The 23,055-nt window shown below is 41.0% G+C and carries 16 protein-coding genes and 1 pseudogene; 8 read left to right on the top strand and 9 right to left on the bottom strand.

Annotation, left to right across the window (positions count from 1 at the left end):
* Positions 1–113 precede the first annotated feature (113 nt).
* From H6G96_RS13355 to cysE, 3 genes are all read right to left on the bottom strand, one after another.
* Entirely contained in the window at positions 114–311 is a 198-nt protein-coding gene (locus H6G96_RS13355; protein WP_190911901.1) for a DUF2949 domain-containing protein, read from the bottom strand.
* Positions 312–607: 296 nt separating this feature from the next.
* Positions 608–853, bottom strand: coding sequence for an Asr1405/Asl0597 family protein (locus H6G96_RS13350; protein ID WP_190732975.1), 246 nt, complete (start codon positions 851–853; stop codon positions 608–610).
* Between the two features lie 103 nt (positions 854–956).
* Positions 957–1,661 carry a serine O-acetyltransferase gene (gene cysE, locus H6G96_RS13345; protein WP_242063280.1) on the bottom strand — a complete coding sequence of 235 codons (705 nt, stop codon included), beginning with the start codon at positions 1,659–1,661 and terminating at the stop codon, positions 957–959.
* Between the two features lie 836 nt (positions 1,662–2,497).
* Here cysE and H6G96_RS13340 point away from each other — a divergent pair.
* A complete protein-coding gene (locus H6G96_RS13340) occupies positions 2,498–4,588 on the top strand; it encodes a hydantoinase/oxoprolinase family protein (RefSeq protein WP_190911899.1) in 2,091 nt (696 codons plus the stop codon).
* 28 nt (positions 4,589–4,616) lie between these two features.
* The gene (locus tag H6G96_RS13335) at positions 4,617–6,182 is read left to right on the top strand and encodes a hydantoinase B/oxoprolinase family protein (protein WP_190911898.1); all 1,566 of its coding nucleotides are present in this window, start codon (positions 4,617–4,619) and stop codon (positions 6,180–6,182) included.
* Between the two features lie 96 nt (positions 6,183–6,278).
* Here H6G96_RS13335 and H6G96_RS13330 read toward each other — a convergent pair whose 3' ends face one another.
* Positions 6,279–6,494, bottom strand: coding sequence for a hypothetical protein (locus H6G96_RS13330; RefSeq protein ID WP_190911897.1), 216 nt, complete (start codon positions 6,492–6,494; stop codon positions 6,279–6,281).
* 216 nt (positions 6,495–6,710) lie between these two features.
* Between H6G96_RS13330 and H6G96_RS13325 the strand changes: the two genes are divergently transcribed.
* The gene (locus H6G96_RS13325) at positions 6,711–8,231 is read left to right on the top strand and encodes a PLP-dependent aminotransferase family protein (RefSeq protein ID WP_190911896.1); all 1,521 of its coding nucleotides are present in this window, start codon (positions 6,711–6,713) and stop codon (positions 8,229–8,231) included.
* A gap of 76 nt (positions 8,232–8,307) precedes the next feature.
* Here H6G96_RS13325 and H6G96_RS13320 read toward each other — a convergent pair whose 3' ends face one another.
* Complete coding sequence (locus tag H6G96_RS13320) at positions 8,308–9,225, bottom strand: phosphorylase (RefSeq protein WP_190911895.1); 918 nt, start codon at positions 9,223–9,225, stop codon at positions 8,308–8,310.
* A 187-nt stretch (positions 9,226–9,412) separates the two neighbouring features.
* Between H6G96_RS13320 and H6G96_RS13315 the strand changes: the two genes are divergently transcribed.
* A complete protein-coding gene (locus H6G96_RS13315) occupies positions 9,413–10,675 on the top strand; it encodes an HhoA/HhoB/HtrA family serine endopeptidase (protein WP_190911894.1) in 1,263 nt (420 codons plus the stop codon).
* A 385-nt stretch (positions 10,676–11,060) separates the two neighbouring features.
* Here H6G96_RS13315 and H6G96_RS13310 read toward each other — a convergent pair whose 3' ends face one another.
* Both H6G96_RS13310 and ruvC read right to left on the bottom strand, forming a co-directional pair.
* The gene (locus H6G96_RS13310) at positions 11,061–12,665 is read right to left on the bottom strand and encodes a sugar dehydrogenase (protein ID WP_190911893.1); all 1,605 of its coding nucleotides are present in this window, start codon (positions 12,663–12,665) and stop codon (positions 11,061–11,063) included.
* A gap of 257 nt (positions 12,666–12,922) precedes the next feature.
* Positions 12,923–13,414, bottom strand: a complete 492-nt coding sequence (ruvC, locus tag H6G96_RS13305) for a crossover junction endodeoxyribonuclease RuvC (protein ID WP_190911892.1) — start codon at positions 13,412–13,414, stop codon at positions 12,923–12,925.
* A 174-nt stretch (positions 13,415–13,588) separates the two neighbouring features.
* Here ruvC and H6G96_RS13300 point away from each other — a divergent pair, with 174 nt between their 5' ends.
* Together H6G96_RS13300 and tsaE are read left to right on the top strand one after the other, a co-directional pair.
* Positions 13,589–15,001 (top strand): gluconeogenesis factor YvcK family protein, encoded by a 1,413-nt coding sequence (locus H6G96_RS13300; RefSeq protein WP_190911891.1) that lies wholly within the window; start codon positions 13,589–13,591, stop codon positions 14,999–15,001.
* Between the two features lie 68 nt (positions 15,002–15,069).
* Positions 15,070–15,531 (top strand): tRNA (adenosine(37)-N6)-threonylcarbamoyltransferase complex ATPase subunit type 1 TsaE, encoded by a 462-nt coding sequence (gene tsaE / locus H6G96_RS13295; RefSeq protein ID WP_190911890.1) that lies wholly within the window; start codon positions 15,070–15,072, stop codon positions 15,529–15,531.
* 845 nt (positions 15,532–16,376) lie between these two features.
* On the opposite strand, the gene H6G96_RS13290 is transcribed toward tsaE, so the two are convergent.
* Positions 16,377–17,552, bottom strand: coding sequence for a patatin-like phospholipase family protein (locus H6G96_RS13290; RefSeq protein ID WP_190911889.1), 1,176 nt, complete (start codon positions 17,550–17,552; stop codon positions 16,377–16,379).
* A 404-nt stretch (positions 17,553–17,956) separates the two neighbouring features.
* Between H6G96_RS13290 and H6G96_RS13285 the strand changes: the two are divergent.
* Positions 17,957–18,229: pseudogene (locus H6G96_RS13285) on the top strand (DUF4277 domain-containing protein); the annotation flags it as partial.
* A 272-nt stretch (positions 18,230–18,501) separates the two neighbouring features.
* Here the strand turns inward: H6G96_RS13285 and H6G96_RS13280 are convergent.
* A complete protein-coding gene (locus tag H6G96_RS13280; protein ID WP_190911888.1) occupies positions 18,502–20,802 on the bottom strand; it encodes an IMS domain-containing protein in 2,301 nt (766 codons plus the stop codon).
* Positions 20,803–22,010: 1,208 nt separating this feature from the next.
* Here H6G96_RS13280 and pdhA point away from each other — a divergent pair.
* A complete protein-coding gene (gene pdhA / locus H6G96_RS13275; RefSeq protein ID WP_190911887.1) occupies positions 22,011–23,045 on the top strand; it encodes a pyruvate dehydrogenase (acetyl-transferring) E1 component subunit alpha in 1,035 nt (344 codons plus the stop codon).
* Positions 23,046–23,055: the final 10 nt, after the last annotated feature.

Here is a 23,055-nt window from a genome sequence, read left to right as displayed (position 1 = left end):
ACACAGAATCCAGCAATTAAGGATGTAATCATCTTAGTAACCTCAGATTTTCTAGAGCATTGGTGTGTAATTTCGGCAGGTAATGGGACTCAAAGCTACAAGGTACAAATTAGCTAACTGTGTTCTGCTAGCCAGTCAAAAATCTTTCCTAGCTGCTCCAAGTCAACTAAACCATACTGCCAGAGGAGCATCGGTAGTGGCCCGTTTTCTAATTCACGGTGTCGCAGAGCTACAGCAATATCGGCATTTGAAAGTTCAAGTTCGTTGTGCAAAAAAGTGAGGAGTTTTATATCTCGGTTCCGAGTCGCCATAAATGATTGAACTTTCAATTTCTAATTTGGGAAAAGGATTAAAAATCATAATTTCCAGTTTCCACCTGGAAATTTTGCCTTTTTAATTGTTGCTATATGTCAGGGTAATTTTAGATTTACTAGCAGAAATAAAATCTAAACCCTATCGAATCCATCTCAGTCTGCAATAAATTCTGCAAGCACACAGTAGCTTCAAACTCTAAACCTATTTGAGCTTTGTGCATCTATGAACAAAAAGGATGAAGTACAGTAATTTCGTCATGAATTCAAGATTAATAGGGTCTGAATTAGAAGACTCATGACTCATCACTGTAAAGCCAGCAACGCTCTAGCCACTCTAATAATTCCTGACGAGAAGCAAGAAGTTGCATAACTGTACTGCGAATTAGAATCGCTTCCAGCAAATTGTTCACTTGTACTCGTAAAGAACCATCGGGGGGACAGTAGCTTTTAATTTTTAACTCTTGCAGTCGGTGATAGATTCGCCAGCGATCGCTCAAAGGAATCTGCAAAACTTGATCCCCTAAAGTATTATTTGTCATTTGTCATTTGTCCTTTGTCAGTTGTCAGTTGTCAGTTGTCTTTTGTCCTACCCTACGGGTTCGCCCTTGGCGTTCTCGAAGAGTAGCCGCAGATGCGTCTATGTCATTTGTCCTTTGCTAATGACTGATGACTAATGACTAATGACTCTTGCCTTAAAGTTTGCAGTTGTTTTTCGAGTTGCTCAATGCGCGAGAGCAAAGAACGAATCACGGTTGCTTCCACATCGGGTAGCTTTCCATGTTCTAAGGGAGAAAGGCTGGCGTTTTCATTCCGAGAAATAATTCGACCGGGAACGCCCACAACTGTGCAATCGCTGGGGATATCCCGCAATACAATGGAACCTGCGCCAATACGGACGCGATCGCCAATTTGCAGATTACCCAAAACTTTCGCACCCGCCCCGATTACTGCATTTTTACCCACTGTGGGATGACGCTTACCGCTTTCTTTACCAGTTCCGCCAAGGGTAACGCCCTGGTAAATCAGTGTATAGTCGCCCACGATCGCAGTTTCGCCAATGACAACACCCATTCCGTGGTCGATAAACACACCCTGACCAATCTTTGCACCTGGGTGAATTTCAATTCCGGTCAAAAATCTCCCCAAATGGGAAATGAAACGGGGGATAAAACCCACTCCTCGACCATGTAACCAGTGAGCAAGACGATGCAAACAGAGTGCGTGCAATCCTGGATAGCAAAACACCACTTCTAGCCAATTCCGTGCTGCTGGATCGCGCTCAAAGATAATGCGAAAATCACTCAATAATGGCTCAAAAAAAACGCCAGAGAGTAAATTTTTCAGCATGGATGTATGTACAGAATCCTGTGTTTTGGTACTGGGGGGTAGGCGAAGCCCGTCGGAGACATCGCTAATACTGTCTAAAGACTGTTGCATCGGTAATGTCTATCTGGTAAAAGAGTCATCTGCTATTTTTATGCTTATATCAGGTGACTTCCAACTCGATAGGAAACCCAATGCTGATTGGATTTATTGGATTGATTAAGGTTGTACTCAAACGCTAAAACCCCGACTTAACATAAAGTTAAAATTTGTCTGGGGTTAGGGGCGCTAGTATTTAACGATGGGGGTACTAGTATTTTTGGGGCAGGGGTTAAGAATTTCTGTTCACGCTACAAGAAACCTTACCCGTAAGCCTTTGCTAAGATTTCGTCAAGATATTTTGCAATATATTAAGCTGTACTCAGATGCACTCAAATATGAGTTAAATAAGGCTAAAAATGGATTTTTTGTATATGCTACTACTATTAGTATCCTATTATTTGGTTGAACGAAAGGCAGGTTTCTTTATTTTCTTTTAGGATTTGCTGTCTGTATGCACATATACGTTTCAAAATATAGTTATAGCTCATAGTGACTGTTTTCTTATTATATAGATGTGTGGGAATAGCGATCGAAAAAACTTTTATAAATCTTGTTTTCAGGTAGAAGAACTGTAGTTCATTGTGGCTCTGCCGCGAATTCGGGGGGCGGCGTAGCTGGGGGGTAAATATATGCAGCTTCACAAAGAAACGGTATAGTCATAGCTTCACGACTGCCATTAGGGTATCATCTACCTGAACACTTACCTTGCTGGATTAAAGTTAAAACTTCATATATGACAGCATTAAGGAAATAGAGCAATGTTAAAAGTTTTTGCCGATCGCGGTGGTACATTTACAGATATTGTTGCCGTTACAAATAATCAGGCAATTATAGATAAACTATCAAAACATCCTGAACGTTTTTTAATTGTTCCTCTACCTCAAGGAGAATGGATTGTAGTCTATAAACTACTTTCAGAAAATCCCGAACAATATCAAGATGCAGCTATCCAAGGTATACGGGATATTCTGAATATTTCCAGCAACGAACCCATTCCTACTGAAGCGATAGAAGTAGTAAAAATGGGGACAACAGTAGCAACAAATGCACTATTAGAAAGGAAAGGCGATTGCGTCGTTCTTCTCATTACCAAAGGATTTAAAGATGCGCTGCGAATTGGCTACCAAAACCGCCCTAACATCTTTGCTCGTCATATCGTTTTACCAACCATGCTTTATGAGCAGGTAATTGAGATTGATGAACGTTATGATGCTCATGGCAATGAATTAATTCCTGTAAATATTCAACAAGTCAAAGATGACTTACAAGCAATTTACAACACCGGAATTCGGAGTTGTGCTATTGTTTTTATGCACAGCGATCGCTATCCTGAACACGAACAACAAACAGCCCTAATCGCCCAAGAAATCGGCTTTACACAAATATCTGTATCTCATCAAGTTAGCCCGTTAATGAAATTAGTTAGCCGAGGAGATACAACAGTAGTCGATGCGTATTTAACTCCTATTCTCCGTCGCTATGTCAACCAAATAGCGAGTCAGCTACCTGGAGTAAAATTAATGTTCATGAAATCTGACGGCGGTTTAGTTGCAGCCCAACAATTTCAGGGCAAAGATAGTATTTTAAGTGGCCCGGCTGGTGGTATTGTCGGCGCAGTTCAAACTAGTAAGAGAGCAGGTTTTGAGTTAGTTATTACCTTTGATATGGGAGGAACAAGTACAGATGTCGCCCACTTTAAAGGAGAGTATGAACGACAACTAGATTCGGAAATTGCTGGGGCGCGGATGCGAGTTCCCGTATTAGCAATTAATACTATTGCGGCTGGAGGCGGTTCAATTCTCTTTTTTGATGGTTCTAGTTATCGTGTCGGCCCTAAATCTGCTGGTTCAAATCCTGGCCCTGCTTGTTACCGACGCGGGGGGCCATTAACGGTTACTGATGCTAATGTGATGTTAGGCAAAATCCACCCACAATATTTTCCCTCGGTTTTTGGAATTGATGGGAATTTACCTTTAGATAAAGATACTGTAATTCAGCAATTTACACAATTAGCCCAAGAGATTCAAGCCGCGACATTAAATCATTCTACTCCCGAACAAGTAGCGGCTGGATTTATTGCGATCGCAGTAGAAAATATGGCAAACGCAATTAAAAAAATCAGTCTGCAACGGGGTTATGATGTTAGCCAATATGTGCTTTGTTGTTTTGGCGGTGCAGGTGGGCAAGTTGCTTGTTTAATTGCCGATACCTTGGGAATGAAAAAAATATTTCTTCATCCTTATGCTGGTGTTCTCTCTGCTTATGGAATGGGATTAGCTGATGTCCGGGCCATTAGAGAAGGAGGAGTAGAACAGCCTTTAACCCAAGCATTAATTCCTAAATTACACCAGTTAATGGAATATTTAGAAACTCAAGCTAGAAGTGAAATAAATGAAGTTAATGCTCAAACAGAAATAGTAAAAAAAGTCAACTTAAAATATGAAGGAACTAACTCTACTTTAACCGTTAACTTTGCCGATAATGTGGTATCGATGCGGCAAGAATTTGAGTATGAACATAAATCCCGCTATGGTTTTATTCAATTAGATAAAACTTTAATTGTCGAATCAGCCTCAGTAGAAGTAATTCAGAAAATGGAGACTCCCGAAGAACCCTTAATTACTCGTACACGCTCTATAGTTGAACCTCCCCGAACTATTGAGATCGTAAGGATGTTTAGTACTGATAGATGGTATGATACTCCTGTTTACAGACGAGAAGATTTACAACCAGAAGATAGTATTAATGGGCCTGCGATCGTTGTTGAAAAAATTAGCACAATTGTAGTAGAACCTAATTGGCAAGCGAAATTAACTGCACGAAATCATCTAATTTTAGAACGTATATAAACTAGCTGTTATGCTGGAAAAGTTAAAAATGTACACAACATCTCAACCCGATCCCGTCCGTTTAGAAATATTTAAAAATCTCTATCAATTTATTGCAGAACAAATGGGAATTGTTCTCCAAAATACGGCAGCATCTGTAAATATCAAAGAAAGGCTAGATTTCTCCTGCGCTATTTTTGACTCTTCTGGATTATTAGTCGCTAATGCTCCCCATATTCCTGTACATTTAGGCTCAATGAGCGAAAGTGTCCGTAGTTTAATTAACGAAAAACGAGACACCCTAAAACCAGGGAATGTATATCTATCTAATAATCCTTATAATGGGGGAACACATCTTCCTGACGTAACTGCAATTACCCCTGTTTTTCTAGAGAATCGTGAAAATACTCCATTCCCTACTCCCCTCTTTTTTGTTGCTTCTCGCGGACACCAAGCAGATATCGGTGGAATTACTCCCGGTTCAATGCCTCCCCACAGTACCACAATAGAAGAGGAAGGAATTATTTTTGATAATTTTCTCTTGGTTGAAGAGGGCAATTTTCGAGAAATTGCAGTAAGACAGCACCTTTCAACTCATACTTATCCTGCTCGTAATCCTGACCAAAATATCGCTGATTTTAAAGCACAAATTGCCGCAAATGAACGGGGAGTACAAGAACTCGCTAAAATGGTTGGCCAATACAAGCTCGATACTGTTCAAGCTTACATGAAATTTGTGCAAGCTAATGCTGAGGAGTCGGTGAGAAAAGCTATCAACTTCCTCAAAGATGGCTCATTTGTTTATGAAATGGATAATGGGGCAATAATTCAAGTTAAAGTGACGATTCATTCCGAAAATCGTAGTGCTACCATTGATTTTACTGGGACTTCTGCACAACTAAATAGTAATTTTAATGCACCAAAAGCTGTAACTCAAGCCGCAGTCTTATATGTCTTTCGGACTTTGGTTGATGATAATATTCCTCTGAATGCCGGGTGTCTTAACCCTCTAGAAATTATTATCCCCGTCGGCTGTATGCTAAATCCAACTTATCCAGCAGCAGTGGTAGCGGGTAATGTCGAAACTTCTCAAACCATTGTCGATGCCTTATATGGTGCTTTGGGTGTCATGGCTGCTTCTCAAGGAACGATGAATAATTTTACTTTTGGTAATCAGCAATATCAATATTATGAAACTATCTGCGGCGGCTCTGGAGCAGGAATTGATTTTGATGGAACTGATGGTGTTCATTCTCACATGACGAACTCCCGTTTGACCGATCCAGAAGTTTTAGAAACCCGTTATCCTGTACTTTTAGAAAGCTTTAGTCTTCGTCTTGATAGCGGTGGTAAAGGAAAATATTCTGGTGGTAATGGAGTTGTCCGCCGCATCCGGTTTTTAGAACCCATGACAGCTAATATTCTCTCTGGCCATCGGGTTGTCCCTCCCTTTGGATTAAATGGCGGGAAAGCCGGAATTGTCGGACGCAATTGGATACAACGTCAGAATGGAATTGAAGAGAATTTAGACAGCACAGCAACAGCAGAGATGAAACCCGGAGATGTTTTTGTCATAGAAACTCCTGGAGGAGGCGGATTTGGTCGAGTATCCTAGCGTTTCAACTCTCAGAATTTTAGCTAATGACAGATGTTTTCAAATGTCATCGATTCTTCCGAAGTGCCTATTTGTCATATTGATTAGCGAAAGATTTTATCTCTGGTAACACTTGTCAATCCAAATTCGCATTTCTTCTTCAGAACCAAAACAGACAGAGTGTCCTGTGATCGGATCATAAGCGTGCCAACAGGAAATGTTACCACGACGGTCTGATTCCGGCCACACTTGGAGGTCAGAACCACTATTCATCCATATAACAAAATGCTGCCAATATTTTCGTAAATTTAACAAAAAATTAGATTTATTCATAGTGAAAGCACCTGAGAAAGAGTGAACTATTACTTTTACTTTCACCTAAGAATTTTTAACTGAGAAGGTACAGTTTTGGCAGATTTAATCTAGTACAGTTAAGCAGCATCCCAACTGGTATAGTGAAAAAACTCCCAACTGTACTAGGTAAAGTTAATAGAAATAGTTTATATTGCCAATATTGGTGATTATTTAATCATTGACGAGTGCGCCAAAATGAACATTTTATTAGAACGGCAGTCACCCAAACCTATTTATTTGCAAATCCGCGATCGCATCAGTCGTCTGATTAAATCTGGCGCACTCAAAAGTGGCGATCGCCTCCCTTCAATCCGCTCTCTTGCAGAAAGTTTACAAGTTAACAAACTCACGATTATTGAAGCATATAACGTTTTAGAAGCAGATGGAATTGTTTCTGCTCGTCAGGGTTCAGGATACTTTGTTAGCAGCGTTTCTGTTAAGAGCGCTAACTTAGAATCTAAATTTGCACCAGCCCAAAATGTCATAATTACAAAACCAGGAAAGTGTTCTTTTTATGAGATGTATACTCCACTGGTGCAAGCACAAACGGAGCCAGGAATAATTAATTTTGGCTACGGTTATCCCCGTCCCCCAAAGGATATCAACCTCATTGCTAGACGAGCATTAAGACAAGATGATGCTGATATCTTTTTTCCCCACGAGATGCCCCAAGGACAACTAACTCTGTGCAGACAAATTGCCCAGATGTTAGTACATCAAGGATTAGAGGTTTTTCCAGAGGATTTAATTATTACTAATGGCTCTCAGCAAGGGTTGTCATTAGCGATGAATTATTATGTACAACCTGGAGATTGGGTAATTGTCGAAGCTCCCACTTATTATGGTGCAATTTCTATCTTAGAAAACTTAGGAGCTAAGATTATTGGTATTCCCATGACTGCGGAGGGAATGAATTTAGATTTATTAGAGCAATATCTCCACAGCCACCGCCCGAAATTAATTTATACGATTAGTACCTTTCACAATCCAACTGGATTGACAACTACACAAAATCATCGTAAACAATTACTAGCATTAGCTGAAAAATATGAATGCCCAATTTTGGAAGATAATGCTTATGAAGGAATAAACTTCGATGCAGTGCCAGCACCAATTAAAGCTTTAGATAAAAATAATTTAGTGACTTACTTAAGCACATTTTCTAAAACTTTAATGCCTGGTTTACGAGTGGGCTATATGGTAGTTACAGGTAAGCATTATCAAGCAATTATTGAGCAGAAGTTGCTCCATGACTTGCACACATCCAGTATTTCGCAAACAATAGTTAGCGAATACCTCGCTTCAGGACACTACCGCCGTCACCTCAGTCGACTTCGCACTGATAATCTCCAAAGTCGTAATACTATGCTGCAAGCTTTGGAGCGTTATTTTCCTGAAGAAATCCGATGGACAGTTCCCACAGGGGGATTATTTCTCTGGGTACAGTTACCAGATGATATTCCGATTGGGGCAATTCGTAAGGAAGCTTTTGCACAAAATGTCTACTTGGCGTGCGGTTCGGCATTTTTCCCCGATAAGCAGGGTTATCCAGCGATGCGTCTGACTTTCTGTCTCTCCCCAGAGGAGATTGAGCAAGGTATTTCAATTGTGGGTAAGCTACTGAAAAAGTATATTTCCAAAGGATGCATAGATACAGAGCGGCTTGTCGTCAAAGATCACATATCTAATTATCAGCCACTTGTTCACAGTTTGTAGCGATCGCCTTATCAAGTCAAGCGATCAGGCAGGAGGCAGGAAGCAGAAGGAATAATGGCTTTCTTGCTAATTGTAGTTATACAGCAACACTCTTGAGGATAGTCATTGGGCCTTGAGCTTTGAGAATCTCCATTTCTGCTGCATTTCGCATTAGTAAAGCACCAGCGAATCCTAATGAATTCACAGATATAGATTGGAAATGCTCGTGCGATCGCGGTACGATCAACATCCATTCTCGTGTCGCTAGCAGATTGTAAGCACCAGATTGCCTTGTATCTAAACCCACAGCATCTAGCAAAGTCCGATAAACTTCCAGTGTTGCTTGCGCCGCCGTGAACGGCGACTGCATCCAATCGGGATTTAATGGTGCGAAAGCGTGTACAAAAGGAAGTTTTGGTATTATGTTAGTAAAGCCCACCACACCAGAAGGTATTGATTCCTGAAATTGTGCTGCTGTTAGTAGAGGTTCAATAGGTATCTGTGGTCCTGAAGGTGCAAGTGGAAGTGGTACTAATTGCAAATGCTTGTGTCGCTGACTAGCACCTGCGGTTTTGCCACTGTTGTAAAATGCTAAACCATCGAAATCAGCCAAACATGACCACATAGCCGCAAAATCTTCCAGAGTCAGCAAACTTTCCTGTTCCTCGAAGGCACGGGTGATGATTAACAGATGATAATCAACAACATTGAATTTATTCAAAATACATACATGAGTATTAGAAATATCCGCCACAAATAAATCCTCTTCGTAGGGCAAAAAAGGATTAAACTCTTGAACAGAGGTAGCAGATTGTTTTTTCTGTTTCTCCTTGGCTGCTTTTTTGCGATTCAAGTTAGACAAAATCCGTACCAAAAAGCGCACGCCATCCTGTTCGACAAATTCAAATTCGGTTGGTATCGACAGTAGCGCCCCGCATTGTAAAGCGTGTTCAGTCCGTTCTTTAACACTTGTCCATAAAGTGCCAGGTTTAAGTAAGATTTTCCCCTGTGCCATTTTTCTTCCTTCAGGCATGGTAAGTAAAGAACACGTAGCGCGAAGCTGTGCGCCTCTAAGAATGACTATATTCCAATATGGTTCAGTAAAATACCAAAGCTTTCACAACAACGCAATACCTTTGCAACAAAACTGTCATAAATCATATCTACATTAGTAATAGATATAAATATCCTTCCAGACAGCAATGCAAAACGAATCTCGCGACAGAGAACACCCATTAAATAGCATTTTACATAACACTGCTGATGCCAAATCTCATAATCGAGCACCCTGGAAAAAGGCTGCCGCCTCTCTATCGCTGGTGCTTCTGGGATCAGGTATGACTTTGGCAGGGGGCTATATGGCTGGAAATTCTCGGCAGGTGTCTGAGAGTGCATCTAATTTGGCAGTTAGCCGAGTAAATGCCGCTCCTCCAGTAGTAGCCGCGACAGATCCTAACTTTGTAACACGGGTGGTGCAAAATGTCGGGCCAGCAGTAGTACGGATTAACTCTTCCCGAACAGTAAGAAGCCGGATACCAGATGAATTTAACGATCCGTTTTTTCGCCGCTTTTTTGGTTCCCAACTGCCACAATCACGAGAAAGGGTAGAACGGGGTACTGGTTCAGGTTTTATTATCAGTGCCGATGGTCGGATTCTTACTAACGCCCATGTGGTAGATGGTGCTGATACGGTGACAGTGACACTCAAGGATGGGCGCGCCTTGGAAGGTAAGGTGTTAGGAAAAGATGAATTAACCGATGTTGCTGTTATCAAAGTTGAGGCAAACAATCTACCTTCAGTAGCCATAGGTAACTCAGATCAACTGCAACCGGGAGAATGGGCGATCGCGATCGGTAATCCCCTTGGACTAGATAATACAGTAACTACCGGAATCATTAGTGCTACCGGACGCAGTAGCAATTTAATCGGCGCTGCCGATAAGCGAGTAGAGTATATTCAAACCGACGCAGCCATTAATCCCGGTAACTCTGGCGGGCCTTTGCTAAATTCCCGTGGTCAGGTAATTGGTATGAATACAGCTATAATTCAAGGGGCACAAGGATTAGGATTTGCTATTCCCATCAACACAGCACAACGCATATCCAATCAACTTATAGCTACAGGTAAAGTAGAACATCCTTATTTAGGAATTCAAATGGTGGGGTTAACACCTCAGCTAAAACAAAGTATCAACTCAGATCCCAATAGCGGTTTGAGCATGAATGAAGATAATGGTGTATTAGTTGTACAAGTTGTACCAAATTCACCAGCTGCTAAAGCGGGAATACGTGCTGGCGATGTTATCCAAAAGCTTGGTGGGCAATCAGTCAAAGATGCCAGCAGTGTCCAAAGGGCAGTAGAGAATAGCCAAGTCGGGGGCGATTTACGTATGGAATTACGTCGCAATGGGCAAAATCTTAACATAGCTGTGCGACCTGGTGCTTTCCCCACCCAAGTGCAATAAAAGTTTTGCTATCTGAATAAAAGTGAATTTTCTGGGATGGGTATTTTGCCCGTCCTTTTTTCAGGTGGAGCAATTAATAAAATTTTTCTCCCGTTTAAATTCGCTTGCTCTCAAACCTTTAGGACTTAAGCATTTACAAGCAATACCAAATACGGATTAAGGTTAAAAACCATATTTTTCGTAAGGGCACAGCATTGTCTATTTACGTAGTTTACCGCCGTAGGCATCGCAGGATAATTAAGAAAAGCCTGAAAACTTCCTATTTTAGGTAATGCATATCACCATGCATTTGTACAGTGCGTAAGTCCTAACCTTTTTAAATTTTGAATTTTAAACTACTCAATCCAAAATCCAAAATTTAAAATCTAAACTTCAGCAAGTGGTGCTATTTAACCTCTATAAAAGATATTTGGTTATCTAAGTCAGCTCCAAGAGATTTATAATCACCAGCACTAAACTCACGGCATTGACCACCAGTTTCATTTTGGCAAACACGTACCACTTTACCCGGTGGTACACTTAATGAGCTAATAGCGTCATTCCCAACAATATTTAAGTCACCTTCAATGGCTTTGTATACTCCTGGACTTGTAGGGAAAGACTGAGAAACTCCAGTCAAATTAGAATCTCTATAGACCTTAACCTGTACTGACGGCGTGTAGGAAAGCTTGTAAATAGTGCCGCTATAGTCATCCGAAATAAACAAATTACCTTGCTGATCGACTGCCATATCCACCGGTCGCCCCCAGACTTGTTGCGTTGCTGAAACTAACCAACCGTTAACTAAATCCATCTCCTCCCCTAAAGTCTTTGTATTACTGTTCCAGGGAAAGTAAGATATTTTGTAGCCCGTTTTCTTCTGCCGATTCCATGAACCATGCAGCCCCGCTACTACTCCATTTGAGTACAGGCTGGGAAACTTGGTATTTTGTAAGAATGTTAGTCCCAAGGGAGCCGAATGAGCTTGGATACCCTTATCAATCCTGTCCATTGCATTGCAATTAACACTTCCATCAGCATTCCACTGATAGTCGCGGTCAAAGGGCATATTGTTGAGGCCAGTTGATGTGTCAGGATTGGGGTTGCAGAATGGCCAACCATAGTTGCCGCCATCTCGAACTTTCGTGAACGGCTCTGGCGGGTGGTTGTCTACGTAAGAACGGATAATTTTACCGTAATTGCCAGTGCTATCGTTGAACGGATAAGCAATGTTATCTCGATTATTAACGACTACCCAAAGGTCATTTGTGCCAGGTAAGAATGCTAATCCTTCGGCATTGCGTAACCCTTGGGCAAAAAGCCGCCGATTAGTTCCATTAGCGTCGTATTGGTAAATCGCACCACGTTTTGGGTTACTGACAGTATCTTCTTTGCAGGCATTGCATGCAGAGGCGATCGACACGTACAGTTTGTGATTGGCATCAAGTGCGATATTTTTTAGTTCGTGACCATAAGCTCCTTTGAGTTCTGATGTGCTGCTGTCTGGTAAACCAGCTATGACGATTTGGCGATTTTTTGCGATTGTATCTCCAAACTTGTAGATGAAGCGGTTAATTTGATGAGTCTCAGAGATATAAACGTATGTAGTGTCGTTAATTTTATGAAACACAATGTCGTGTGGTCTGCGTAGACCCGTCACAAAGTCAGAAATAATTGGGTCTTTGTTGCCATTTGGCCGGACAATTAATACCTTACCCGTACTCGGTTGTGACACTAGAAGATCCCCATTGGGAGCAACTGCCATAAAGCGAGCTTTCTTAATGCGAGCATAAACAGAGATCGAGAAATTGGGCGGTACTTTTAAGTAACGGTTAATATTAAAGGGTTCAGAGGTCATTGTACTAGGCACTTTCACCTTAGTTTCAACAGACGCAGCCGGCGGGTTGGCGATCGCTGTAGTGGTAAGAACCTCTAAGACCGCTAAACTAAGTAGCGATGTGGATACTATGCCTCCAACTATCTGTTTTGGTTTTAAAGCAAATGCAACCATCTTGAACTTCCCTCTAGCTTTGTAGTGATTTGTATGACACATAACTATCGACTAGCTGATTGTACCGATAGTTGGCACAAAGCTAACTCAGGGGTACTAGTTTTTTAAAATACTTAAAATATCTTTATCTACTATTATTTTTTGGTGTTGCTGAATTATGGGATGATTTCGCTTAATTTAGAACGAATTTTCAATGGTTTTAACCGCCAATTCATCCCGTATTTATGCAACGCCTTTTATTGTTTATGTACATACCTCTACAGCTGATACGAAGCTGTCAAAGCTACCGCCAAAGCATCAGCAGCATCATCAGGCTTGGGAATTTCATCTAAATCCAACTCCCGCGCCACCGCTTCTTGCACATCTAATTTATCAGCATTGCCATACCCTGTTAAAGCTTGCTTAATTTGAGCAGGAGTAAACTCTACATAGGGAAGACGACGCTGGCCCAAGACCAAAATGAGTACACCCCGCGCCTGTGCAACCAGAATAGTACTTGACATTCGATAAAAAAATAGTTTCTCGATCGCAACCAAATCTGGTTGAAATTCTTCCATCACGGTGTGTAAATCATCAAACAAAGTACATAGGCGCTGTCCCATTTCTACATCTGCTGATGTTTTAATTACCCCAAAATCCAGCATATTTACTGTAGTTTCTTGTACCTTGTTAGGAATTTGCGTGCAGGTAATTACCCCAAATCCTAAAATTGCCAGTCCTGGATCTAATCCTAAAATTCGTTTTTCCATTAAATTCACTTTTACCAAGCCAGGGTATTGTTTAACTAGGAATACTGGCAATCATGACCACTTGCTCTTAGTCTAATGGGATTGACAAATATAATAGTTTCACGCCTAGTGTTTTAAACCAAGTGGTGTACATTTTCTGTTAATTATTGTTTGTAGCACTGCTGTAAATCAGGTATGTCAATTGGTTTTCTCAGACAAGCCCTCAACGCCCTGCAAAAGCAGTCGCGCTCTCGTACTTCCTATCGGGTTAACCAGTGGTTCAAATGGTTATCCCCTGGACTGTCGGTAAAACGTTGGTTGTTAATCAGTGTTGGGGGTGTACTGCTGGCGAGTTTGGGGTTAGCTATCTGGATTAAGCTGACCCCAATTTTTTGGATGATTGAGTTGTTTAGGGGTTTCCTGGGAGTAATCACCAACATTTTACCCAACTATGTTAGTGGGCCTTTGGTGCTGCTTGGCGGCTTGCTGTTAGTGCTTTGGGGACAAACTCGCACTGTAGGCTCAATTACCAAGGTACTAAGAGCAGAAGGCGGAGAAGAACTCATCGATGTCTTGCTGGCGCATCATCGATTGTACCGAGGCCCGAAAATAGTGGTAATTGGTGGTGGTACGGGACTTTCTACGTTGTTGAGGGGACTAAAAACCTACAGCGCTAATATTACTGCTATTGTTACTGTCGCCGACGATGGTGGATCTTCTGGGCGGTTGCGTCAAGAATTTGGAGTGCTACCACCAGGGGATATTCGCAATTGTTTGGCTGCGCTAGCAGATGAAGAAAAGTTATTAACAGAATTGTTTCAATACCGTTTTCGGGCTGGAGATGGGTTAACGGGTCACAGTTTTGGCAATTTGTTTTTAACGGCAATGAGTGACATTACTGGAGATTTAGAACAAGCAGTTGCAGCTAGTTCCAAAGTACTAGCAGTACGGGGACAAGTACTACCAGCAACTCTCAGTGATGTTCACCTCTGGGCAGAATTAGCCGATGGTCGCCGCATTGATGGAGAGTCTAGCATTCCCAAAGCTGGCGGTAAAATTGTCAAAGTTGGCTGTATTCCAGCTAATCCTCCGGCAGTACCAGCAGCTATTAAGGCACTTAAAGAAGCTGATTACATTATTATTGGCCCAGGTAGCCTTTATACAAGCTTGATTCCTAATTTATTAGTACCAGAAATTGCCGATGCGATCGCTCAAACAGATGCCCCCCGTATTTATATCTGCAATATAATGACTCAACCAGGAGAAACTGAAGGTTACACTGTTGCCGATCACATCAGAGCAATTGATGCTGCTTGTGGGCAAAGACGGCTATTCGATGCTGTGCTAATCCACAAAAAATCCCCCTCAGAGCAATCACTCATCCGCTACGCCGAACAAAACTCCCATCCGGTTTTCCTAGATAGAGAAGCCGTAACTCAGCTAGGGCGAAGGATTGTTGCAGCTAATGTTTTGTATGAAGATGAAACGGGTTTTGTCCGTCACAATCCGCAGAAACTAGCACGAGTGCTATTACGGTGGTACGGCAGAAGTCAGTCCCTTCGGGGAATTCAAAATTCAAAATTCAAAATTAAGGAAAATCAAAATTAGTCATTAGTCTAAACAAATGACTAATGACTAATGACTAATGACTAATGACTAATGACTAATGACTAATTATGAAACTTTTCCTTGCAGATACAGAAGCGACATTACGCTTAGGTATTACTCTCAGTGAATCCCTGACCCCTGGCAGTGTAATTTTACTAGAAGGTGATTTAGGTGCTGGTAAAACTACCCTAGTTCAAGGTATTGGCAAGGGTTTGGGAATCGCTGAACCTATTGTCAGTCCAACTTTCACCCTGATTAATGAGTACACGGAAGGACGCCTCCCCCTTTACCACCTAGATTTATATCGCTTAAATCCACAAGAAGTTGCAGCCTTGAATTTAGAAAGTTACTGGGAAGGTATTGAAGTCATACCAGGAATTGTGGCAGTTGAATGGGCGGAACGATTGCCCTACAAGCCAGATAGCTATCTAAGTGTGAGTTTGACCTACGGGCATGGGGGTACTCGTCAAGTCGAACTCATCCCATTCAATTGTGTCATTAACGAAGTCAAAATAATTTGTAATGATTAATCAAGTGACTCTGTATCCTTCAATTACGAATTACGTAGCTTGCTTCTTGCCAGAGGCGAGTATTACGAATTAGTAATTATTTGTTCATTGCCGCGATTTAAACTTATCTCCCGACTTTAATACGAAAAATGTCACTTTTTTGAGTACAACATGAGAAAATTTATGCAAGCAGTCGAAGGAAAACTCCACACTCCTTCTATCTGCCACTACCACGCTCACCACTGTAAATTACTAACATTGTTATCTCAACCTAAAATAAACGAAAAAATTTTGTAACAGCAGCTTTATTGCTGTAATAATCAGTTAAAAAACTGATTTAGATAGTGTATTAATTAAGAAAATGTAACCTGTTGTTTGGTGAAATAAGAGTTTTCACAGAACTTAGTCAGCTTGATTTAACCCGATTTGTTCTCTACTGTCATTAAGAGAACAAATCTGGATTATTTAGTAGCCAAAGCTAGTAGAGAAAAGTTAAAAACATTAAGTTCTGTAGAACTTGTCTAACTTGTCCTTATATTCAATATACCCAAATTAAAGTCACAATGTATACACAATAATACTGATTTATAAAATATTTAAGGATTAATGTAAGTAATTTGAAATAGCAAGAATTTCTTCTATTCACATCTGTAATTCACACTGATATTAATAAAGTTTTCAATAAAATAGCTCGTATTTCTACATAAGTATCGTAGAAATACGAGATATCTGATCCTAATATTAGTTAATATTAATATGCCTACGTGAATACACTAGTAACGCAAGGCGGAAGTCAAAAGTCAAAATGAATATAGTGTAGGCGTTTCGTTGATTTACAATGGGTTGTTTATTTCCGCCGCGCTGTACTAGTTATCTTTAATAAAAGAGGCGATCGCCTTTTTTATCGGAGAACCAGAGTTGTTTCTAGTATAGTACGTAAGACCTTGATCAATGAATGCAGAAGTAGTATCTATTAACTGCTGAATAATCTCCGAATTAGTGTTATCTATTTCTTCACTAACTTTTTTCCCTGTAAATCGGTTTTTTCGCTCTTCTGGAGGTAATACAATGCGAGGATCTTTATAAGTCTCTTTTGGTTTGGGTTGGAATGTTTCATTTAAATCAAACTGAAGCCGTAAGTAACGTTTGGAATCGTACCCACCCATAATTTGTCGGCAAATAGTACTATCAATCTCAGATGTAGGTTCCATAAAAATGTTAGTCAGATTTTTTACCCAGTCTAAGCCTCTCCATTTGCTTATTTGCTCATATTGATATGGTTCACCAGTTTGACCTGTGCCAATAGAAAGAATAGAAATATCTTCTAATCGTAGATTATCAAGTTTATATTTTTGCTTGATTGGTGGGGATACTGAAGATTGACTAATCCTCATAACTAGGCTCAAAGCTGCGAGAGCAGGGTTATTAGCGGAAATTCCTCCATCAATGTGAGGGAATTCCCAATCGCCAAATTTTTCTTTATCTACAGGTTCTAATTTATATGGTGGGAAAAAAGTAGGAGCTGAGGCAGAAGCGGTACATATCTCCCATAAATAACAGTCATCGTACCATCTATCTTCTAGATCGGGATGACAGTTTGTAAAAAATGTCGTATTACGATACAAAGTATCGTAAGCAAGAATTAAAATAATAGGTTTTTCAATATCTTTTATTCTTGTGGATTTATAGGCATCTTTGAGGACGCTAATAATTCCATCATGAGAATATTTAGATGGTGAGAATACATCAATAATTGATTTAATGATGGACGGAAAGTTTTTATAACGATCTTTTCTACTTGGCGGAAATATATCTTTACCTCTATTTTTATACAGATTAATGAGTTCATCACTCTGTTTTCCTACAGCAATCCCTCCTGCTAATATTGAACCAGTAGAAGTGCCAGCAATAAGATCAAAGTATTCGTGTAAGAAGTTCCCTTTCCCCTGATTTCTAATTTCTTGTTCTACTTGTTGAAGTATTCGTGCTGCAACGACTCCACGAATACCGCCACCGTCTAAAGCCAAAATTTTGAAGGACATAGTAATTCTCTTTGATTATTCGTATGGTTATGTTTCCCAATAGTTTCTGGAGACAAGCATCATGAAATGAATTAAAATAGACTTCCATTAACTTGTTTACTCTTATCCATCTGAAGATACCCAAGTTTCTTTTACAAATCGCCAAAGATGCTAAAGGACTTCCAAAGAAAAAAATAATCAATCGCTTTGGTGAGCAGGGGGAGCAGGGGAAGCAGAAATCGGACAGTCGTATTGGACGTAGGAATTGAGTAATTTAATTTTTGGATGTCCCTAAGGAAGATTAAGCTCATCCCATCCCCTTTTAGGGGATGGAATAACACGAAAGACTGTTGACCCCAAATTCCACAGGTAGGCTCGTAAATGCTGTATTTTTGAAAATGACCTAAATGCTGCATTTGAGAAGCATGACAGCATCACCATTAGATATCAGAGTACAGGATATTGACCACTGCGGCATAATCGCAGGCATCTGTGATGAGATGAATCTAGTAGAACAAATTAACCGACTCCTGGGAACTCACCCTCAAGAAATCATTAGTGCTGGTTAAGTTGTAAAAGCAATAATTTTAAACGGCTTAGGGTTCGTAAGTGCGCCATTATATTTGTTTGAAAATTTTTTCGTAGGCAAAGCGACAGAGCATCTTTTAGGAGAAGGGATGCGTCCAGAACATTTAAATTTCGTTGGGTATCGAGAGTCCCAGGTACTCTAACTGCTGCAAAAATACTAATTTGAACTTCGGCAGTTGCTAAACCAAAAATTTGCTTGCTCAAAAGATGCTCTGGTTGCGTAACGGCTCAGTTCTAAGTTGCCCTTACACCAACTAGCTAATATCCAGGTTAAGGAGGTAAAAAAACATACTGGACGTGGTAGACCTAGTAAAGATGCTTTCCCCAGCTTTTACTACTAAGTTGATGCAATGGCTTTCCAAACTTGCCTAAAAATTTAACCTTATCTAATTATTCGATTCACAGCAGATATACTCTGAATGCGCCATTTCCCTTGTTCTCGAATCAAATCATACCGAACTCGCAAATCATCGTTAGAAGAGTTTTGAAACTGGCCATTTTCATAGAACTGTGTAACTTCCTTAACCGTAGCTTCCACTGCGGCACGATCTGCAAATAAATCAATTTTCTCAACAGATTCTATTTTCAGGCTATGGTCGTACTTGCCGTAGCGATTGTCTGACCTATACTGTTGAGCAATCAGCCGCCATTGAGATAAAGCAGAACCAGTTAAAATCTGCTCTAAATTATTAATCTCATGATTGGGCCCTAAAGCTGCGGCTTTGGTCGAGAACCAAGTCCGAATAACTTCCTCTGCCGTTGCATTTGTTAAAGGGCCATCTAATGCTCCTGGTTTACTATTTGGAGTAGGAATAGGTATTGGTGGTTGATTTATCTGTACAGACAACTCTGAACCACGTATAGGTGGTGTAGGGAAAAACAGATTTTTTAACCATCCAAAAGTTGTTGTGGCTACCACCCAGAGAACTAATAGACTCACCAAAGAAATAAACACTCTCCATACCAGCCGTGTTTTTCCTTCTACGGTGTTAGCAAAAGTTCGCCGCCGCCGCGGACGACGAGAATGAGGACGATTATCTGGGATACGCTCTCGGATAGTAGATTGAGTAGGTTTTCTCCGCCTACGCTTTTGGTTATGACCAGGTGCAGCACTTTTAGCTGAACCATTCAACTGCTGATTAGTGCCTCTGGTCGTCATCCGTTCAGCAGCAGGAACCTCTGATTTTATACTTCCAGATGAACTCCACAGGGGTGATGATAAGTTTGAATATTCGGGCGTTGGTGTTTCTGGCAAATCTAGATCAGGTGTTCTGCTGTGATTAAATTGTGCTGAGGTCTTAGTTGAATTGTTGTGGAAATGAGGCTTATTTGTCTGTGCCTTAGGAAAATACTGGGGGTTAATAACAGCCCATTCATTAGTTGTTTCTGCATCAGTTGGGAGTGCTTCTAAATAAGCTTGTACCTGTTGATTAGCAAAGTAATCTTTTAGGAAAGCTTGCTGATTTGTCAAATCTCGAAAATGGGGAAATACTTCGTGTTGCAACCACTGTTCTGCATATAGACACAGCCCTGGTAACAAATCTGGAGAGTCTTGAGATTTTTCCCGAATAAAAGCTAAAGCTTCGTACTCCTGACTAAGTTCTAAAACACGAGTTGCTTCTTCAGTTTGTCCCAAAAGTAATGCACATAGCGACTGTTCTAAATGTACATCTTGGCGTTTGCCGAGGCGCACGAGCATTTGCCTTGCTTGACGAATTAAAGCAGGTTGCCGTTGAGCAAATCCCCGTGCTATCAAGGCATAAACAGCTAAGTAAGTGGCAACAGCAGAAGGACGTTTGCTTTGAGCTTCAAATAATTTATGCTGCTCTGCGACTGTTAAGTGGTTGCGTAACTGCTGGATAAATCGCAAAAAGTCATCTATATTTAAACCAGATTCATCATTGTTCGTGCCATCAATGCCACCACGATCTTCTAAAAGGTTTTGTAATAATTCCAAGCCTTGGCTTCGTTCAGCAGTCTTTTCTTGAGGTAGTGCCAGCAGCTCCAAAATTCGATATGGACGCAACTTGTAAAGATCCGCCTGAATTTCCGCCTGTACACTAGAGAACAACCCTTCACGTACTAGCAGTTCTTGACCAGTTTCTAGAGATATGGCGGCATTTTCATAGTGACCTTGCTGCCACTGTTCACGACCTAATTCTAGACAAGCAAGAGCAACAGTGAGAACAACATCTGGATGTTCAGGACTTTCGGAAATTTCTTCGTCTGCTAAACTATGACCTTTTCTTGCACTTGTAGCACCATTTTTATTTACTAAGTACGGACGACCTAGTTTCAGTACAAGTTCGTATTCCCCTAACTCTTGTAAAATTAATAAAGCGCCAACTAATTCGTCTTGGTTAATTTCAATACCAAGACTTTGGGTGTCAATACCCCTTTTGGTGCTTTCTGTACGATTTTCCAGTGCTACTGTGGCAGCAGCAAGGTTATCAGGGTCATAGGCGTGGGCAAGATAGAGATGATCGTAGGTACTGCGTTGTTTTGGATCTGATAAAACCACGTAAGCTTCTTCTATGAGTTGTTTACGAGAAGAAATTGCTGCATGAGAATACTCACGTCGTGGCAACTGTACAATGCGATCGCTGTATGCCTGTCGCAATTGTTCATCTGTTGCCGCCAACGGTAGTCCTAAAATTCGGTAGTAATCTAGCGGAATTCGCACAGCCTACTTCCCCTGCACCGTGATCAACATAATTCACCTAGAGCTTTCCAGGCCTGTAAAACCGTGCCATAAAAATGCCGTATAGAATTTACTCTACAAGTGTATATTGCAACAACTTGTTTTGTACCTTCCCGAAATTTTGAGTCACATTCTAGTACTAATTTTTTGCTTTCGCCTAGAAAACCTCAATTTTCTGTCTTAATTCTTAGTATTTTTGTTTAACACAACTATTATCAGCCTTCGATAGCACAAACCACAACTACCGCTTTTAATCACGGCATAATTGTTGTGGTTGCAAGAATCTATTGATGATTGATTTTTTAAGGACTTTCCCACTAGGAGGTTAGTAAGATACTACTTTTGGGGGTTGACCCTGATAACTATAGAAGAAAATAATATCATAATTTATCTTTAATTACAATTATCTATTTGAGTGTAGAGAGTTTTGTCTCTTTTTTTTAAATTGTTAATGGATATGCAGAAAGCAGTCTATCTTGATTGCTAGTCTATGAAAGGGAATATTTAGGAGCGCTGTTAGCGGTAGCGGGGCTTTTAGCCCGTGGTGAGTGCTAATTGCTGAGTAAAAAGTAGTAATTACTCACTACTTAGAACTGATTTGATGCCTAAGCCGAGTCATATTAGTTTTTACTCAGTACTCGTTATGGGCTAAACGACTCGCTACCGCTAACGGCGCTCAAAACTGCTTCGGTGAGAGAGAAAAACTTAAAGCGACAGATATCGTCGTTAGAGTCAACTCCTCACAGAGCAGTGACTGAAAACTTAAAAATCAAACATTAAAAATTCAGCTATTCCCTAAGGGCCTTTTTTGGTGCATAAATAAAGTTTGATTGTTGAGTCTTGCAAACGCTAGCCTGTTAAAAGCTGAGGTTGTTATCAGACCAACTTATTTAACACGCTATCGCTGGTATGCCATTGCAGTAAATCCAAGCGGTGTTGTTGTACGAAGAAAATCAAACTGCCTACGGAAGGTAGGCGGCTGCGCGGGTTCTTCCTTAAGGAGATAAAGGTCACAAGGCCAGAAACGCTGCGTAAGACTCAGACCGGATTTAGTTCCTAGTATTCAGCAATGAATACACAAGGGCAGAGCATCGGCGAATGAGACGCGAAACCTACACTGATACTTTATATACAGTGTAAGTACTTCACGACCGTAACTTTAAGTTTTACAAGAGGAATACTCAAAAATAATGGTTCAAGAGCGTACTTTACCCACATTTAATCCTGCTACTACGCACATTACTAAAGAAGAAGGGTTACGGTTGTATGAGGACATGGTATTAGGGCGCTTGTTTGAAGATAAGTGCGCTGAAATGTATTACAGAGGCAAAATGTTTGGTTTTGTCCATTTGTACAACGGTCAAGAAGCCGTTTGTAGTGGTGTCGTGCAATCAATGCGACCGGGTGAAGATTACGTTTGCAGTACCTACCGTGACCATGTTCATGCTCTGAGTGCGGGAGTACCAGCAAAAGAAGTAATGGCAGAATTATTTGGTAAAGCCACAGGTTGCAGCAAAGGGCGCGGTGGTTCCATGCACATGTTTTCTGCGGAACATCGCTTGCTAGGTGGCTATGCTTTTGTGGCTGAGGGAATTCCTGTGGCAGCTGGAGCGGCTTTTCAAAGCAAATACCGCCGCGAAGTCCTAGGAGATAAAAATGCTGACCAAGTAACGGCTTGCTTTTTTGGCGACGGTGCAGCTAACAATGGTCAGTTTTTCGAGACGCTAAATATGGCAGCTTTATGGAAACTGCCAATTCTTTTTGTAGTCGAAAATAACAAGTGGGCTATTGGGATGTCTCACGAACGGGCAACTTCCCAGCCAGAGATTTATAAAAAAGCCAGTGCGTTTAACATGGTGGGCGTAGAAGTAGATGGTATGGATGTACTAGCTGTCCGAGCCGTGGCTCAAGAAGCTGTAGCCCGTGCCCGTGCAGGTGAAGGCCCAACATTAATTGAGGCGCTTACCTACCGCTTCCGGGGTCACTCCTTGGCTGACCCTGATGAAATGCGAAGCAAAGCTGAGAAAGAATTTTGGTTCGCCCGTGACCCAATTAAGAAGTTAGCAGCTTATTTGCTGGAGCAAAATCTGGCGGACGAGGCAGAAATCAAAGCCATTGATCGTAAAATTCAGGATGTAATCGACGACGCGGTTAAATTCGCCGAAAGCAGCCCAGAACCAGACCCAAGCGAGTTATATCGTTTCGTGTTTGCAGAAGACGAGTAAATTATAGGGA

The sequence above is a fragment of the Nostoc sp. FACHB-892 genome, from assembly GCF_014698795.1.
Classification (GTDB): domain Bacteria; phylum Cyanobacteriota; class Cyanobacteriia; order Cyanobacteriales; family Nostocaceae; genus Nostoc.
Note: the sequence above shows the minus strand (reverse complement) of the source record. Positions and strands in the feature narration are given on the sequence as shown.